This is a genomic window from Crystallibacter degradans, from assembly GCF_012952295.1.
GTDB classification, from domain to species: Bacteria; Actinomycetota; Actinomycetes; order Actinomycetales; family Micrococcaceae; genus Crystallibacter; species Crystallibacter degradans.
Genome location: NZ_JABBCH010000013.1, coordinates 125,232 through 140,304 on the forward strand (window position 1 = coordinate 125,232; position 15,073 = coordinate 140,304).

14 protein-coding genes and 2 riboswitches are annotated in these 15,073 nt (G+C 64.1%); of the genes, 7 read left to right on the plus strand and 7 right to left on the minus strand.

Annotated elements, in window-relative coordinates; genetic code table 11:
* Positions 1-89: 89 nt before the first annotated feature.
* Positions 90-1,466 (minus strand): rhodanese-like domain-containing protein, encoded by a 1,377-nt coding sequence (locus tag HGO92_RS17890; protein ID WP_169997207.1) that lies wholly within the window; start codon positions 1,464-1,466, stop codon positions 90-92.
* Positions 1,467-1,648: 182 nt separating this feature from the next.
* On the opposite strand from HGO92_RS17890, the gene HGO92_RS17895 reads away from it, so the two are divergent.
* Positions 1,649-2,272 (plus strand): CE1759 family FMN reductase, encoded by a 624-nt coding sequence (locus tag HGO92_RS17895; RefSeq protein WP_169997209.1) that lies wholly within the window; start codon positions 1,649-1,651, stop codon positions 2,270-2,272.
* An 87-nt stretch (positions 2,273-2,359) separates the two neighbouring features.
* On the opposite strand, the gene HGO92_RS17900 is transcribed toward HGO92_RS17895, so the two are convergent.
* The 3 genes from HGO92_RS17900 to HGO92_RS17910 all read right to left on the minus strand — a co-directional run bounded on the left by HGO92_RS17900 (position 2,360) and on the right by HGO92_RS17910 (position 6,900).
* Positions 2,360-2,785 carry a pyridoxamine 5'-phosphate oxidase family protein gene (locus HGO92_RS17900; RefSeq protein WP_169997211.1) on the minus strand — a complete coding sequence of 142 codons (426 nt, stop codon included), beginning with the start codon at positions 2,783-2,785 and terminating at the stop codon, positions 2,360-2,362.
* A gap of 69 nt (positions 2,786-2,854) precedes the next feature.
* The gene (locus HGO92_RS17905; RefSeq protein ID WP_169997213.1) at positions 2,855-6,430 is read right to left on the minus strand and encodes a TM0106 family RecB-like putative nuclease; all 3,576 of its coding nucleotides are present in this window, start codon (positions 6,428-6,430) and stop codon (positions 2,855-2,857) included.
* A gap of 146 nt (positions 6,431-6,576) precedes the next feature.
* The gene (locus tag HGO92_RS17910) at positions 6,577-6,900 is read right to left on the minus strand and encodes a hypothetical protein (protein ID WP_205834640.1); all 324 of its coding nucleotides are present in this window, start codon (positions 6,898-6,900) and stop codon (positions 6,577-6,579) included.
* Positions 6,901-6,913: 13 nt separating this feature from the next.
* A riboswitch (SAM riboswitch) is annotated at positions 6,914-7,081 on the minus strand.
* Positions 7,082-7,246: 165 nt separating this feature from the next.
* Positions 7,247-7,369, plus strand: a riboswitch (SAM riboswitch).
* A gap of 67 nt (positions 7,370-7,436) precedes the next feature.
* Here HGO92_RS17910 and HGO92_RS24315 point away from each other — a divergent pair.
* From HGO92_RS24315 to HGO92_RS17920, 3 genes are read left to right on the plus strand one after another with little or no spacing between them, the layout of a single operon-like run.
* Positions 7,437-7,562, plus strand: a complete 126-nt coding sequence (locus tag HGO92_RS24315; protein ID WP_277351918.1) for a hypothetical protein — start codon at positions 7,437-7,439, stop codon at positions 7,560-7,562.
* A complete protein-coding gene (locus HGO92_RS17915) occupies positions 7,559-8,020 on the plus strand; it encodes a PIN domain-containing protein (protein WP_169997217.1) in 462 nt (153 codons plus the stop codon). Before HGO92_RS24315 ends, HGO92_RS17915 begins: the two co-directional genes overlap by 4 nt.
* A 51-nt stretch (positions 8,021-8,071) precedes the next feature.
* The gene (locus tag HGO92_RS17920) at positions 8,072-8,998 is read left to right on the plus strand and encodes a LysR substrate-binding domain-containing protein (protein WP_169997219.1); all 927 of its coding nucleotides are present in this window, start codon (positions 8,072-8,074) and stop codon (positions 8,996-8,998) included.
* Between the two features lie 108 nt (positions 8,999-9,106).
* On the opposite strand, the gene HGO92_RS17925 is transcribed toward HGO92_RS17920, so the two are convergent.
* From HGO92_RS17925 to HGO92_RS17935, 3 genes are all read right to left on the minus strand, one after another.
* Positions 9,107-10,447: an MFS transporter gene (locus HGO92_RS17925; RefSeq protein WP_169997221.1), complete on the minus strand. Its 1,341-nt coding sequence runs from the start codon at positions 10,445-10,447 to the stop codon at positions 9,107-9,109.
* Positions 10,444-11,502, minus strand: a complete 1,059-nt coding sequence (locus HGO92_RS17930; RefSeq protein ID WP_169997222.1) for an MBL fold metallo-hydrolase — start codon at positions 11,500-11,502, stop codon at positions 10,444-10,446. The genes HGO92_RS17925 and HGO92_RS17930 overlap by 4 nt, the downstream gene beginning before the upstream one ends.
* Before the next feature lie 162 nt (positions 11,503-11,664).
* Complete coding sequence (locus HGO92_RS17935; protein WP_169997224.1) at positions 11,665-12,504, minus strand: EamA family transporter; 840 nt, start codon at positions 12,502-12,504, stop codon at positions 11,665-11,667.
* 146 nt (positions 12,505-12,650) lie between these two features.
* Between HGO92_RS17935 and HGO92_RS17940 the strand changes: the two genes are divergently transcribed.
* From HGO92_RS17940 to HGO92_RS17950, 3 genes are all read left to right on the plus strand, one after another.
* Positions 12,651-12,929, plus strand: coding sequence for an LPXTG cell wall anchor domain-containing protein (locus tag HGO92_RS17940; RefSeq protein WP_169997226.1), 279 nt, complete (start codon positions 12,651-12,653; stop codon positions 12,927-12,929).
* Between the two features lie 69 nt (positions 12,930-12,998).
* Entirely contained in the window at positions 12,999-14,210 is a 1,212-nt protein-coding gene (locus tag HGO92_RS17945; protein WP_169997228.1) for an amidohydrolase, read from the plus strand.
* Positions 14,211-14,325: 115 nt separating this feature from the next.
* Positions 14,326-15,073: hypothetical protein (locus HGO92_RS17950; RefSeq protein WP_205834641.1), on the plus strand; the 748-nt coding region annotated here is incomplete at its 3' end.

Here is a 15,073-nt window from a genome sequence, read left to right on the forward strand (position 1 = left end):
AATTCGTTATGCGTGTTTGTGGACACACGAAGCACTGACGGTGTAAATGCTCGGCCGGTCACACGGCGTCGGATGGGGCGTTTTAGTGATTATGTCGCCTGATGCTGCCGGGCCCAGGCGTTGTAGCCGCCCGCAACATCGGCGACGTCGGCATAGCCGAGCGCCTTCAGTGCGCTTGCGGCAACGCTGGAGCGCCAGCCGCTGGCGCAGTGCACTACGATGCGTTTGTCCGCCGGGAGCTCGTCGTGGCGTTGCGGCAGTTCGGCCAGCGGAATGTGCACGGTTCCGGGGATGGAGCCGTCCTCCCGCTCCCCGGCATTGCGGACATCGAGCACCACTGTTTCCGGATCGGCCAGGGTGCGGTCCAGCGCATTCGCCGCGACCCGCTCCGTGCGGCCTGCCAGCTGAGGCTGCGCCGCGAGCAGGTCGGGAAGATTCGGGACGAAGCCGACCACTCTGTCGCAGCCAATTCGGGCAAGACCTAGTTGGACTTCGGTTTCCTTGCCCGGCTCGGCCACAATGATGATTACATCCCGGTGGTCGAAGAACATGCCCGCCGTTTCCTCAAAGCGCCCGTCGATGCCCACATTGATAGAGCCTGCCAGATGGCCTGCGGCGAACAGTCTCGGCGGCCGCGCATCAAGAATCCGTGCCCCTGAAGACAGCGCGCGTTCCAGCGCATCCGTCGGTAGAGCCGCGGGATGCGGCCTGCTGACCATCACCGGATGCCGGCTGCGGTTCAGCCTGGCGTCGGTGGCAAAGTAGGTCGGGGCGGACGGCTGGCCGCTGGTGATAAGAGCCACGAATTCGTCCTCGCTCATTGGCTGGACGGAAGGGTTCGCGGCCTGCTGTTGGCCGATGGTTGATTCGCGCTCGGACGAGAGGTTCTTGCCGCATGCGCTTCCTGCGGTGTGCGCGGGCAGCAGGCGCACGCTGCCATCAAGCTTCATCAGGTCATCGTGCACCGAGTGATAAAGCGCGCGGGCCAGTTCCACGGGATCGGCGCCGACGGAGGCGGCAAGGTCAGGCCTGCCCACATCGCCAATGAAGAGTGTGTCTCCGGTCAGAGCGGCATGCGGAGTCTTATCCGTTGCATGCTCGCGGACCAGCACGGTAATGGACTCCCAAGTGTGGCCGGGGGTCTCATGGATTTCCAGTTCAACCTCGCCCAGCGAGATCTTTTCCCCGTGGTGCAGTTTACGGAAATCGTAGGCAGCTTCCGCCCGGGCGCCGAGCCCTATCCAGGCTCCGGTTGCGGCCGCCAGCTCGAGGTGTCCGGCAACAAAATCGGCATGGAAGTGAGTGTCGATCACTCCCGCGATCGTGAGGTTGTTCCGGGAGGCGTCCTCCAGGTACTGATCGATGTCCCGCTGCGGGTCCACAACAACGGCATTTCCGGTGGTCTCGTCCCCTATCAAATAGGAACTCAACGACAGGGAACTGAGGTGGTATTGGTTCAGGATCACCGGTCCTCCTGGCGGGAGAAGACCCTTGCCGGGGGCCTTGTTGGATGATGGTTATCCCAGTGTGGCACCGTTTGTATGCGCGCAACAGGAACACCATCCCTCCGGCAGGAATAATCCGCCAGCACTCCCGGTTGTGAAGATAGATGCAATCGCATAAACAAAGAATGCATAAGGAGAAACCGGTGTCAGAGCGAAAAATCGTGGTGTTGTCCGCAGGGCTGGGCGTACCGTCTTCCAGCCGCCTGCTGGCGGATCAGCTGGCAAAATCCACCGCGGACCGGTTCCGTCAAGAAGGGGCCGATACTTCGGTGAAGACCTTCGAACTGCGTGAGTACGCCGTGGATATCGCCAACAACATGGTGGCGGGCTATGCCGCGCCAAGGCTCCAGGAACTGATCGATGCTGTCACCGCAGCAGATGCGCTCATCGCTGTCACACCGGTCTTCAGCGCCTCCTACAGCGGACTCTTCAAGTCCTTCTTCGACGTCATAGACAAGGACGCCCTGGCTGGTAAGCCCGTACTCGTTGGCGCGACCGGCGGCACCGCGCGCCATTCGCTGGCCCTGGACTACGCCATCCGCCCGCTCTTCAGCTACCTGCGCGCCCGCACCACTCAAACCGTGGTGTTCGCTGCGCCGGAAGACTGGGGTGGCGCGGATGAGGCTGGCGGCGGCATCGTGCGTCGGGCAGGCCGTGCAGCAGCGGAACTGGTGGCGCTGGTCCAGGATGTACCCGCTGAAGAGCAGGGCCGCGGCGGCATCGAGTCAATGAGTTTCGAAGAAATCCTGGCCAACGTGGGCCGCTGACCGCAACTACTCAAAGTGTGTCGCCTCGCAGTCAGGTAACGACGGCGGCAGGTTGCCCGGGAGAGTCAGGCCCGGGCAACCTGTCTGTCAGTAGCGCTCCGGCTGGTCGCCTAGATTGAAGTGGCGGCCGCTGAGCTGCGCCGGTTTAAGCTCAATGTAGAAATCCTTGAGCGTGGGAATCCAGGACTTGAGTCCGAGCTTTTCTGCGGCCTCGATTTCATCGCCGGCCTGCAGCACCCGTGCGGTTCCTTTGACCACGACGCTCCACGCCTCATCGCTGGTGATCCCGTCCGTTTCGAATACAACGTTCTCATTGATCGTGACTTCAGCCAGCTTGGTGCCTGGTGCGCTGCGCATCAGCAGCTTGCCATCGTGAGCGAGGTAGTTGATGGGGAAGATATCCGTCTCTCCGGCGGCGGTCAGGACAATGCGGCCGTGTTGGGTCTTTTCCAGCAGTTTCCAAGATTGCTCGTCGGTGAGTTCTAGGACCGGTTCATCGTGTTGGAACATCATGCACCCATTCTTCTACACCGCGTAGAAAAAAGAAATGGTTATCGTCCGCAATGCCAGCAGGTCAGGGACTCAGTCCGGCAGGCACAGTCCAATGAAGGCGCCCAGCTCTTCAAGTCCCACCGGCTTACTGGGGAGATAGCTGGTCAGCTCGCGGGAGCGGACGATGACGGCCCGCCACTGCCCGCGGGAAACAGCTACGTTGGTCCGATTGCGGTTGAGTACGAAGTCCATTCCGCGCGGCGCTTCGGACGGCGCCGATACTGCCGTCGATACGATCACCACCGGAGCTTCCTGGCCCTGGAACTTATCCACGGTTCCCACCCGGACACCGTCCAGCCCGGCTGATTCAAGCTGATGCCGGATCAGCTGGACGTGGGCGTTGTAGGGCGCCACCACCAGAATGTCCGCCGGGGCCAGCGGACGGGTTGTGCCGCCGTCCGTCCATTGCAGGCCGAGGTGCCGCTGGACCTGCCGGAGAACTTCAGCGGCCTCCTCGGCAGACGACGTCGAATTTCCCTGATGGTCCAGCAGGACACATTCCACGCCTGCAGGCACCCCCTGAAGTCGACGTCCGTCGGCCGCTGGCGCGCTAAGCAGGCGGCCCTCGTAGGCGAGCCGGGAAACTGCGGCGCACAAATCCGGGTGCATCCGCCAGGTCAGGGCGAGAAAATATCCCAGGTCCGGCGGCAGCGTGGCGTGCCCCGCCGAAAGCCAGCCCAGGGCAGAGGTGTCCACCGGTTCCGGATGGGTGGCCTGGGTGACCTGCGGCAACTGCTGCGGATCTCCCAGCAGGAGCAGGCGGTGGGTGGCGCGGGAGACAGCCAGGGTGTTGGCCAAGGAAAACTGTCCCGCCTCGTCAATGACCAGCAGGTCCAGCGAACCCGATGGGACTTTGCTGCCGGTCATCGTCCAAGCCGTGCCGCCTACTAGCGCCCCGCCCGGTTCCGTGAGCAGCCGTTCCACCTCGGCGTCCGTGCGGTTCCGCCACGGAACGTTCTCCCCATTGAGTTTCTTGGCCACCCGCTCCAGCGGAACGCGGCCCTTCTCTACGGCCGCCTTCATCATGTTTTCCACGACGGCGTGGGACTGTCCGACCACGCCAACCTTCCAGCCCTGCGCCACTAAGCGGCCGATGACATGAGCGCCAACGTGCGTCTTGCCGGAGCCGGGCGGACCTTGGACGGCCAGGTACGAACGGTCCAATGCCTCGACAGCTGCGGTGATCGCGTCGATGTAGCAGTCCGGCTCTTGTGCAACGACCGGCAGTGACGCGAGGTTGCGCAGTCGCGGCGGAACACGGCGAAGCAGATCGAGTGCCGGATGCGGCGGCAGCTGAGGCAATCCGCTGCTCACGAGTCCGGCAAGCTCCGCCAGCGCTTGCTTCAGCGACGTGGTTGCCGGCGGCTGGTTCGGAGACAATGCCATCGGCAGCTGGTCATACGGATCCGCCTTGGAAGGCAGGCGCTCCTGGACCAGCAGGACATCCTTGTCCCCGGCCGCGTCCAACTCGATGACCTGCGTTTCAAAGCAGTAGCTGCGCTGGTCAACGCCGGTGTCCTTGGCCTGCAGGAAGTCCGGAAACGGCCGGTCATAGAGCCGGCACAGCGAGGTGCCTTCCTTGATGGTCGAGCCGGGGGCCAGCGTGCCGGTCAGCCGGAGCACGCGGACCTGATTCCGCTTGCCCGGCGGCACGGCCCACTCCTCGACGATCTCCGCGTCCTGCACGATGAACACGTCCCGAGTGTCGGCCCAGTCCGGCACCGGCGCGTTCAGCCGGTCGAAGTGGGTCCACCAGAACTGCTTGTCTTCGCGCCGGTGGTAGCCGACCGCCGCGGCAACCATGGCGATGGCTTGGTCATCAGCGGACAACGGCTCGTCCGTATGTGCGGCCCTGGCCGCAGCTGCCTCCACATGGTCCAGCAGCCGCTGCTCGTCCTGGGACGGCTCGTCCGGAACTTCAGCTGCCTTTCCGCCGTCGATCGCGGTAGCGTTTGCGGCGGCGTCATCGGCGGTCGAGCCGGGCTGGATGCCCCGTTCGGCCGCCAGCTTGAGCAGCCAGTTGCGCAACTCGAGGGTGGAGACGCAGTCGTATTCGTTGTAGTCGCTGATGCCCGCGAGGATTTTCGCCGCGTCATCGGTCCGGCCGGCGTCGCGTGCCTCGCAGTAGTGGGCGTACGCCACCACCGATGCGCCGGCGTCTGTCACATCACCGCTGCGCAGATTGTCGCCCATGTACAGCGGCTCGAGTTTCTTGATGCTGTAGGAGTTCTCCGAGATCCGCAGGCTGTTGCGCACCGTGTCGTAGAGGTCAACCAGCACGCCTTCGCGAAGCAGTCCGTCCACGGCGTCCTCGCCCAGGACATGCTGCAGCGACAGCCGGCGCAGGGCCGCCTTTTCGTAATTGGCGTAGTGGTAAATGTGCAGGTCAGGGTATCGTTCGCGCCGCTGCGCCACGTAGCCGAGGAAGTCAGCCAGCGCCTGGCCTTCCTCCGCGCGGCTGTGGGCCCAGAACGGCAGGAATGGCGGCTTGTCCCGCGGGGAGACCGGGTTCTCCACCACGCCGAAAAGGTATTCGAGACCCCAGGCACCGGCGCCATCCTGCCACAGCGGATCCCCCTCGAAATCGAAGAAAATGTCACCCTCGCTGGGGCGGGGGAGCGCGGCCAGCGCGTTTTGCTCCAGCACCCGGTAGGAGACCTTATGCGGCTCGCCGTCTTTGTCGATGAACATGACCGATCCGTCCGGCTCCTGGACCCCGGTCTGCATGCGCGCCTGGTCCCGCAGCCTGGCCAGTGTTCCGCCGGAACCTTCGCCCGCCGGCAGCGTCATGGAGGCGAAGTCATCGATGGTGCGGATGCCGTCTGCCATCAGCTGGCGCCGGCGCGTGGTGCTCATGTGTGAAACCAGCAGCAGGTCCCGGTGCAGTTTGACCTGCTCGGAGCAGTATTCGCAGCGGCCGCAGGCCGTGTAGCGCTCGTCATTCCAGACGACCGGATCCGGCTGCGCGCGGTGTTGGTCGGTGATGGCCAGGAACCGGGTCCGGCGCTCTTTGAAAGCGGGCAGGATGTCTGTGAGGCTGTGGTTGCTGTGCACGCCGTTCCCCAGCACCAGCGTGACTGTGGGGGAGGGAACGATTCCGGCTTTGGCGAGTTGGTCGCCGTAGGCGGCGAGCTGCAGCAGGGCAGTTACCTTGGCGTGGCGGGCCAGTTTGGTGTCATACACCGCGTAACGCAACGTTCCGCCGTCGTTCTCCTTGACCAGGAAATCCGAGCGGCCGTGGAAGCTGCCGTCAAAAAACGAGGCTTGGAACACGACGTCGGCCCCGGACTCCAGGGCGGCAATGGATTCGGCATGCTTGGCGGTGAGCACCGGGCGGGTGTACCCGGTGGTCTCGGCAATCTCCACGACGCCGGAGCCGAACCGGTCCTTGAACTCCTGCAGCACTCGGTGCTCATGCACATCGCCGAGCACCGCCGTTCGCTCAAGCATCTCGTCCGGAGCGAAGACGGTCTTCGGCATGCGGCCCAGTTTTTCATCCAGCTTCCGCAGCAGTTGGTACTCGCAGCCGGCAGCGACCACCAGATCACTGGCGGTGAAGACCAGTTCCGGTTCGGTGCCGGCTGATTCTGATTCAAGCAGGAACACAAGGCCTCCCGGGCTGACGGTACCGCCGGCGTCGGAATCCCTGAGCTGATTTCCGGCGTCTGCGGGTATTGATAGACGTAATTAACTTCTACCAGCCCGGTCTGACAATTAATGACGATGCCGAAGCCATGACGATGCTGCTGCGGCTACCTGCTTGCGGGATCCATTTCCATCCGGACCAGCGAAAAGAAGCGGTTGCCGGCGCCGCTGCGGGTGCTGGGAATGAGCAGTTTTGCGTACTTCTCGCACCATAGAGCGGTGCCATCGGAATCCAGGGCGGCCTTTTGTACAGCGTCGATGTCCTCTGAGTAGAACATCTTCTGTACGCCCTGCTGGCAGAACTGCACCAAGCTGAGCTCGGCTTCAATGTGGATCCGGACATCTACCCATTCGTCAAAGATGCTTTCGTCCGGAAGGCTCGCGGCCTGGTCGGCGTGGTTGCGGTCATGTGCTGTTGAGTATGTATTCATCATTTCGTTCTCTCGATAGTTCTTGCCCGCACGGGTCCCCCTTAGAACCTCGTCGTTCTGCGAATATGCAGGCCGCTTCGTCATCCGAACCACCCGCGAACATGGGGTTGGTGCGTGACCGGTCGGAGCCTTTGCAACACCACCGGCTAGCCGACTGTGTTGCCCGTCACATCTCGTGAAGCACTCCCACTATATGGTCACGGACGCAGATAGCCAAACGATTGCCCACAGGTAAACATTCAGATTCCGTATAAATGTCGCTCCGAGTCGCTGGTTATCGTCCTGTTACCCATCATGAACAACGGCGCGTGACGCAACGCCCAAACCCATGGCATACTCTCAACAGCTTCAGGAACTGCGGCCGCTAAGCTCCGACTTGGCCGCATACCAACCCCACGCTCTCTGGGTGGTTCGGATGACGAAGCGGCCTGCATTCGCCGTTGGCAGATGGTGCGGGCAAGAGCACGCGAAAGGACCGGTGCCCGGCACCGTTTTTCATGACCAATATTTCCACTGCGCGCCAGGATCTGCGCGTAATGAGCCTCCATGACTACGAGCAGGTAGCAGCCGCCCGGGAGGATTTTGTCGATTTCCTCCTCCGCACCGGCCGCGCTGCCGCAGCCCGGTCTGCCGTCGCCAGCCCGATCAACACCGGCTCGTGAGGGAGCAACCCGGCCTGCTGCTTGATACGGACGTGGTGACGGAGGTGCGTAGCGCCGAGCCGCACGCCGCCGTCGTCGATTTCCTGCAGCAGCGCAAACACCTGCGCATCTTCATCTCCGCGCTGACCGTTGGGGAGCTGCGCGCCGCGCACGCCCAAGCGGGAACTGAGCGAAACAACGACGACGGCCGCTGGCTTGCGGAACTCACCAAGCGTTTTGAAGGCTTCATCCTGCCGGTGGACCTGAAAGTCGCAACGGTTTGGGGGCCCATGTCCAGCCGCCCGGATGTTCCGGCCGTGGAGTCGCTCATTGCGGCCACGGCCGTCCGGTACTGCCTGACGGTGGTGTCACGCAACGTCGCCGGCTACAGCAAACTCGCCGTGCCGGCCATCGATCCGTGGCAAGTGGGCCGGTACGCCGTGGCGCAGGAGCCGGCACCGGATCATCGGCCCGGGTAGCGCCCGCCAAGGGGAACTGTGGAAGCTGGCGGAACTGGATAGGCTTTCCTTATGTTCCGGTACACCTTGCGCCAGATCCAGTACTACGTGGCCGTCGCGGAGTCCGGCTCCATCAGCGGTGCCGCGCTGGCCTGCCATGTGTCGCAGGCGGGAATGTCGCTGGCCATCAACGAGCTGGAAAAGGCCGTCGGCACCCAGCTGATCGTCCGGCGGAAGGCGAAGGGCATTACCCTGACCACCGCGGGGCGGGGTTTCCTCAAGGACGCCCAAGTGCTCCTGCGTGAAGCGGAGGAGATCCAGGCGCGGATCGAAGAGCGGCACGGGGAGCTGGCCGGGCCGCTGGCGATCGGCTGCTACACCACTCTCTCCGCGTTCTGGGTCCCGTTGATGACGGCCGGATTCGCGGCACCGAATCCCAAACTGGAACTCACCATCACCGAGGGCGCGGCCGACGAGCTGCAACTGCAGATGCTGGAGGGCCGGCTCGATGCCGTGCTGACCCACACGCGGCATGTCACCGGCGGCGCGGAAATGCGGGTGATCAAGGAGGGACGGCCGTATATCCTGCTGGGCGCGGAACACCGGTTGGCCGGCCGCAAGAAAATTGCCCTGCCGGAACTCGCCGAGGACGACATGGTGCTGCTGGACATCCCGGCCGTGCGGGACAACCAGCTGCCGAACCTGCGCGACGCCGGGCTGGACCCGAAAATCGCCTGGCGGTCCACCAGCTTTGAGGCGGTGCGCGGGATGGTGGCCCGCGGGTTGGGCTACACGGTCCTGGTGCAGCGGCCTCCGCTGGATGTCAGCTACGAAGGCCTGCCGCTGGTTTGCGTTCCCATCGACGGGCACATTGGCCACAGCGACATCTGTTTCGCCTACCCGGGGCGGCAACGGTTAAGCCGGCGCTTGACCGCGCTGATGGATTATTGCGCCCAGAGCGTCGACGCTGGCGACGGCGCGGCGGGGAGGCAGGGCTGACCGGGCGGCCGAACCGGAACGCCGCTTAACCGAAAGCCCGCTTAACCAAGTGGTGCCGGCTCCCGCAGGAACCGGCACCGCCGTCGTCGTACTTTTACCGTTGTACTTTTATTTCATTTCACTGCTCAGGTCCATGTTCTTGCCTTCCTTCGTGGCCAGCACACAGACGGCCGCCACGACGAAGGAGAGCAGCCAGACCAGGCCGACCAGCCACAGTTCCCCGCCGGCGAGGAGCACGAGTCCGGAGGCGATCATCGGGGTGAAGCCGGCGCCGAGGGTCGAGGAAGACTGGTAGGTCAGCGAGGCGCCCGTGTAGCGCATCCGGGTGGGGAAGAGCTCGGCCACGAAGGCGCCGAACGGCCCGAAGATCACACCCTGGATGACGCCGTTGGCCAGGAACAGGCCGATGGCGAAGCCCCACAGCGTGTCGGTCTGCAGCAGCCACAGGATGGGGTAGGCCAGGACGGCTCCGGCGATCATGCCGGCCAGCATGACCGGCTTGCGGCCGTACTTATCGCTCAGGCGGGACGCGAACCAGATGGCCACGATGGTCAGGGTGGCACCGACCGCCTTGATGTTGAGGACCGAGGTGGTATCTACGCCGGCCTCGATGATGTAGGAGACAGCCCACACCGTCATCAGGCCCTGCACCGTGTAGGAGCTCATGCCGGCCAGCACACCCAGAACCAGGTTCTTCGGGTACTTGGTGACGACCTCGACAAAGGGGATCTTCTTCTTTTCCGCGGTGGCTTCGAGTTCCAGGAACAGCGGCGTTTCGGCGACCTTGAGCCGGATGACCAGGCCCACGGCGATCAGCACGAGGCTCAGCAGGAACGGGATCCGCCAGCCCCAGCTCATGAACGCTTCCTCGGGCAGGGTGGAGAAAGCCGAAACGGTCAGGGTGGCCAGCACGGCGCCGGCGGGACCGCCCATGTTGGCGAAGCTGGCGGCGAAACCGCGGCGCTTTGCCGGGGCATGCTCGAGGGCAACCAGCATGGCTCCGCCCCATTCACCGCCGACGGCGAGTCCCTGGACAAGCCGCAGCACCACCAGCAGGATGGGTGCCGCCATGCCGATCTGCGCCGTGGTGGGCAGCAGGCCGATCAGGGTGGTGCCCGCACCCATCAGGGTCATCGACACGATGAGTACGGTCTTGCGGCCGATCCGGTCGCCGAAGTGGCCGAAGATCGCGCCGCCCAGCGGACGGGCAACGTAACCGACGGCGAGGGTGCCGAAGGACATGAACAGCCCGACGGCGGGGGAGACGTTGGCGAAGAACACCTGGTTGAAGACGATGGACGCTGCCATCGCGTACAGAATGAAGTCGTAGAACTCGATGGCGCTGCCGATGAAGCTGGAGGCCAGAATGCGGCGCATCTGCTTCGTGTTCAGGCTCTCCGAGATGGATGATGCCTGGGGCTGCGGGGGAGTCATGGTATTAGCACTCATTGGACAGAAGCCATTTCTTCCAGAATACGGTCAGTGGAGTCAGTACCGAAGGGAATAACGTCCAGATCGTTCGGGACGTAGAAGCGGCCGTCGAAGTCGGCGCCGGCGCTTTCCCACACGGACACGGGAGTGGTGCCTGGTACTAAATGGTGCAGGGCCAGAGCTTTTGCCCCTGCACGGTTGGCCAGTGCGACTGCTTCAGCGGCACTGGTGTGCGATTTCTTGTGGTGGTCGATGGAGGCCTGGCCGGTGGAATTTGCAGCCGAGCCATACGCGCGCTGCACCCAGTCGAAATCGATCGCCTCATGGAGCAGCAGATCGGTGTCCGCTGCGAGGCGGACCAGGTTCTCGCACGGTGCAGTGTCGCCGGAGATGGTGACGGAGCCGTGCTCGGTATCGAACCGGAAAGCGAAGGCGGGGGCGACCGGCGGATGCTTCACCAGCGTGGCCGTCACCGTCACGTTTTCGTCCCGGTAGATCTCGAAGCCCTCCATGGCGGGAGTGGGATTTTCGTTCGGGTGGTAACCACTCGCCATCGGAATTTGGATGTCTTCGGGCACAAAGTAGTCGAAGGGCGAGGGCCGCAGCGCGTCCAGAATCCGGTCGTTCAGGTCCGTGGCGTAGGCGGCCATCAGGTGGGTGAACATTGACTTGGTGCCGGGAGTCGGGTTCTCGGGGAAGACCGGCGAAGGCGCGACGGCGGCACGGGATGAAACCGGGGGAAGCTCGCCGCGGTCGCCGGGGCCGATGATCTTGATCTGGTGCTGGTTGTCCTTCAGGGTGAACATGCCGAAGATGGCCAGGCTGCCCAGATCGATCGTGTGGTCCGAATGCAGGTGCGTGATGAAGATGCCGCGCAGGGAGTTGACCGGAAGCCCGGCCAGCATGAGCTGGCGTCCCACGCCGTGCCCGGCGTCCACCAGGTAGGTGCTGTCGCCAACAACGACGGCGGTGGCGATCCCCGAGCGCTTCCCGGCGTTCTCGCCGGTCCACCAGCGCGGACCGCCGGCAGTGCCTAGAGTGACGACGCGTGGCGTCAGATCGGTACCGGTCATGTTGCAGATCTCCTTGGATGTGTTGCCTACCACTTCCTATCGATACTCCGATATCTGCAAAGACCTGTAAAACTGTTTAAACCGGAGATCTAAAATAGTTTTGCTTATGTGGTGCGGGTTTAGCCGAGGTGATGGAGCTGACTAGCCTGCCGCGCAGGCCGTCTAACCCATGGTGATGAGGCCGACGGCGGCGCCGGCGCCCATCAGCCCGACGAGCTGCCGTCCGGTCAACCGCTCCCTCAGCACGGTGATGCCCAGGACCACGGGGAGCACCGGATAGAGGGACGAGAGCACCACCGCGATGCTCATCAACTGCAACTGGGCCGCGAGCATGTAAAGCGTGAGGGCCAGTGCCGCCATGCCTCCAATCAGTGCGGCAGCCAGGACCGTCCGCGCCCCGATACCGCGCAGCTTGACGGCCGACGGCCGGGCGAGCGGCAGGATGGCCAGGGCGGCGGCGACGCGGCCGGCAACAATCGGCCACAGTCCTGCTTCTGCCCCCGCCTGGGCCAGGGCGATGTACTGCACGGCGATTCCAATGCTCGAGAACAGGGCGTCGAGCGTGCCGGCGGCTCTTGGGCCCTGTGCGCCGTTCCTGGTGACGGAGATCAGCCACAGTGCCGGGATGGCCAACGCGATTCCCAGCCAGGCCGGAACGGTTGGCCGGTCACCCAGGACCGTTACGCCGATGAGGATGGGAAGGGCGGTGCCGCCGACAGCGACAAAGGGAACGACGACGCTCATGCTGCCGCGGCTGAGGCCGCGGTAAAGGAACACCATGCCCATGCCCGTCCCGATGCCGGACACCGCGCCCCAGGTCAGGTCCGCCGGCTCAACGGACGGAGCCGGGAAGAACGGCGCGGCAGCCAGGCTGAGCAGTAGGGCGCCCAGCTGGCCGATGAGGGCGATGGTTGTCGGATCGGCCCGTCGCGATAACAAACCGCCGACGAAGTCCGCGACGCCATAAAAGAACGCCGAACCAAGAGCGAACAGAATTGCCACGGCTCAGGCTGCCCATGCCGAATACTGCATGCCTCATGCAACCATCAGCGGCGGCTCGTGGCAACGGCCCGGATGCATCGACTGATCCTCGGGAGCATGATTGGGTTGGCTCATGGATATGGCCGCGGGACGGGCGATTGTTGGCTATGAGTAAGCACCTAGGGCAAGCCTTGCGGATTGGGCTGCCGGTGGCCGCGGTGCTGCTCATGGTTGTTGGTGTCGCGCTGACGTTTGTCGTTGCCGGAAACGAAACGTTCGGCTGGTTCGCCTATGCGCCGCTGGCCGAGGAGACCATGACCGGCGGCGGCAGCCTGTTGTTGCTGACGGGATGGGACCAGCTAGGCCTGGCCCTGACGGTTCTGGGCCTGCTGCTGCTGACCTTCTGGTCCGGGTACTGGACTGGACGGCGCCGTCGTCGTTCTTGAAAAGTCCTTGGAAACTGGGCCGGGTTCTGTTCCTCTACCGCGGATCATCCTTTATTCCTACACTGCAGTATGAGCATAGATGTTGAGCAGCTGTACCGGGACCTGCACGCCCACCCCGAGCTCTCCTTCCAGGAGCACCGGACCGCCGGGATTGTGGCTGAGCATCTTCACGCCCTGGGGTTCACCGTGCACCCCGGGATAGGAGTAACGGGTGTGGTCGGCATCCTCACCAACGGTCCGGGCGGGACCGTCCTGCTGCGCGCGGACATGGATGGCCTGCCCGTAGAAGAGGCAACAGGACTGGACTATGCCAGCACCGCGCGTGGAGTCGACCAGGATGGCAAGGACGTACCGGTCATGCATGCCTGCGGCCACGACGTTCACGTCGCCTGTCTGATCGGGGCGCTGGAAAGGCTCGTGGACGAGCGGGCAAACTGGCAAGGAACGGTCGTCGCGGTATTCCAACCCGCCGAAGAGTCGGGCGGCGGAGCTCAGGCCATGGTCGACGCCGGCCTCTTCGACCTTGTTCCTCACCCCGACGTGGTCCTCGGGCAGCACGTCGCACCGTTTCCGGCGGGTTGGATCGGCATTCGGCCCGGCGTCGCCATGGCATCAGCGGATTCGATCAACGTCACGATGTTCGGTGCGGGCGGTCACGGTTCCAGGCCGGAAACAACCGTCGATCCGGTGGTCATGGCAGCTGCCACAACCATGCGGCTCCAGGGGATCGTCTCGCGGGAGCTGGCAGCCGGCGATTCGGCCGTTCTGACCGTCGGGCAGCTTCACGCCGGAACCAAGAACAACATCATTCCCGCGGAAGCCACCTTGGGGATCAGCCTGCGCACCTTTGATGAGCCGGTACGGACGAAGATGGTGAACTCCATCGAGCGGATCGTCCGAGGTGAAGCATCGGTATCGGGTGCCGTCAAGGAACCGCTGTTCAGCTACGACGAACACTTCCCACTGACCCGCAACGACGAACAGGCAACCATTCGAACGACGGCGGCACTGGGCAACGTCTTCGGCCAGCAGATTATTGATCCCGGCCCGATATCCGGAAGCGAAGATGTCGGAGTGCTCGCCACTGCTGCCGGGGTGCCGCTTGTTTTCTGGTTTCTCGGGGGTGCCGATCCGTCCCTGGCTGAGGCCTTGGCGTCTACCGGCAGGCTGCCTGAAGATATTCCTTCGAACCACTCGCCACATTTCGCGCCCCTCGTCCAGCCGACTCTCGGACTAGGGATTGATGCGCTGGTCGCTGCGGCACGCGAATGGCTGGATTAGCGAGGAATCCTAGCGGGGGCGGCTGACCCGAAAATTTTTGAAGAACTTCCGCGAAACCCGTCAGACGATGTGTTTAAGCGTCTGTATTGTCATGGCCGGATGATGGACTGAAGTCATGGCAACGGAAGAGCAATCGGCACCGGTTTCCGGTTCCCCGGCCCCCGGACAGGAGTCCGCGGGGCAGGGGCCGGCGGGGCAGGGGTTTTCGGTGCGCTGTCTTCAGCCGGGCCGGCCCGTGACTGCCGCGCAGCGGCAGGAAGCCCTGCGCAAAGCCCTGGAGCGGCTGGACCTCCATGCTGCGCAGGACCGCAAACGCGGCCTGGCACAGGCACGTGAATATATTGCGGCCGGCAAGCCGCCGAAGCATGCCACGATGGCCGGCTATATGGAGGAGATCTACGCCGAGGCGCGCGGCCCGGTCCTGGACCCGCCGAAGCTGGAGGACTACGGCGAAGACCCGCTGGCCGGCCAAACGGTGCCCGCCCGGGTCGGGGAGCCGGAGCATCTGGGGGCCAGCGCCGGTCTCGATGACTTCGCGGCCTGGGAACGCGAGGAAACCTGGGCCAGTTGGCCGCCGTCGGGTCCGTTCCCCGAGAACTGGGGCCCCGCCGAAGACCTCGCCGGGCTGCCCGCGGAACTGTTCTCCGAAACGCACGGGGAGTACTACGCCGAGCGCCTGCGCCGGATCACCGAAGGCACCCCCGCAGACTGGTTCGCCCTCTTCGAAGCCACCGCTAACTCCAGCAACCCTGGCACCAACGCCAGCGACGCCGGTGATGCCGCTGATGCCAATGATGCGGCCGACACTGGTGACGCCAGTAGCACCAACGACGCGGCTGATGCCGAGGCCGCCACCGCCATCA

Coding starts and splice junctions, on each gene's coding strand:
- HGO92_RS17900 (WP_169997211.1), bottom strand. CDS start 2,785: ATGATGTTCCAACACGATGAACCGGTCCTAGAACTCACCGACGAGCAA.
- HGO92_RS17910 (WP_205834640.1), bottom strand. CDS start 6,900: ATGAATACATACTCAACAGCACATGACCGCAACCACGCCGACCAGGCC.
- HGO92_RS24315 (WP_277351918.1), top strand. CDS start 7,437: ATGAGCCTCCATGACTACGAGCAGGTAGCAGCCGCCCGGGAGGATTTT.
- HGO92_RS17920 (WP_169997219.1), top strand. CDS start 8,072: ATGTTCCGGTACACCTTGCGCCAGATCCAGTACTACGTGGCCGTCGCG.
- HGO92_RS17925 (WP_169997221.1), bottom strand. CDS start 10,447: ATGAGTGCTAATACCATGACTCCCCCGCAGCCCCAGGCATCATCCATC.
- HGO92_RS17930 (WP_169997222.1), bottom strand. CDS start 11,502: ATGACCGGTACCGATCTGACGCCACGCGTCGTCACTCTAGGCACTGCC.
- HGO92_RS17940 (WP_169997226.1), top strand. CDS start 12,651: ATGAGTAAGCACCTAGGGCAAGCCTTGCGGATTGGGCTGCCGGTGGCC.
- HGO92_RS17945 (WP_169997228.1), top strand. CDS start 12,999: ATGAGCATAGATGTTGAGCAGCTGTACCGGGACCTGCACGCCCACCCC.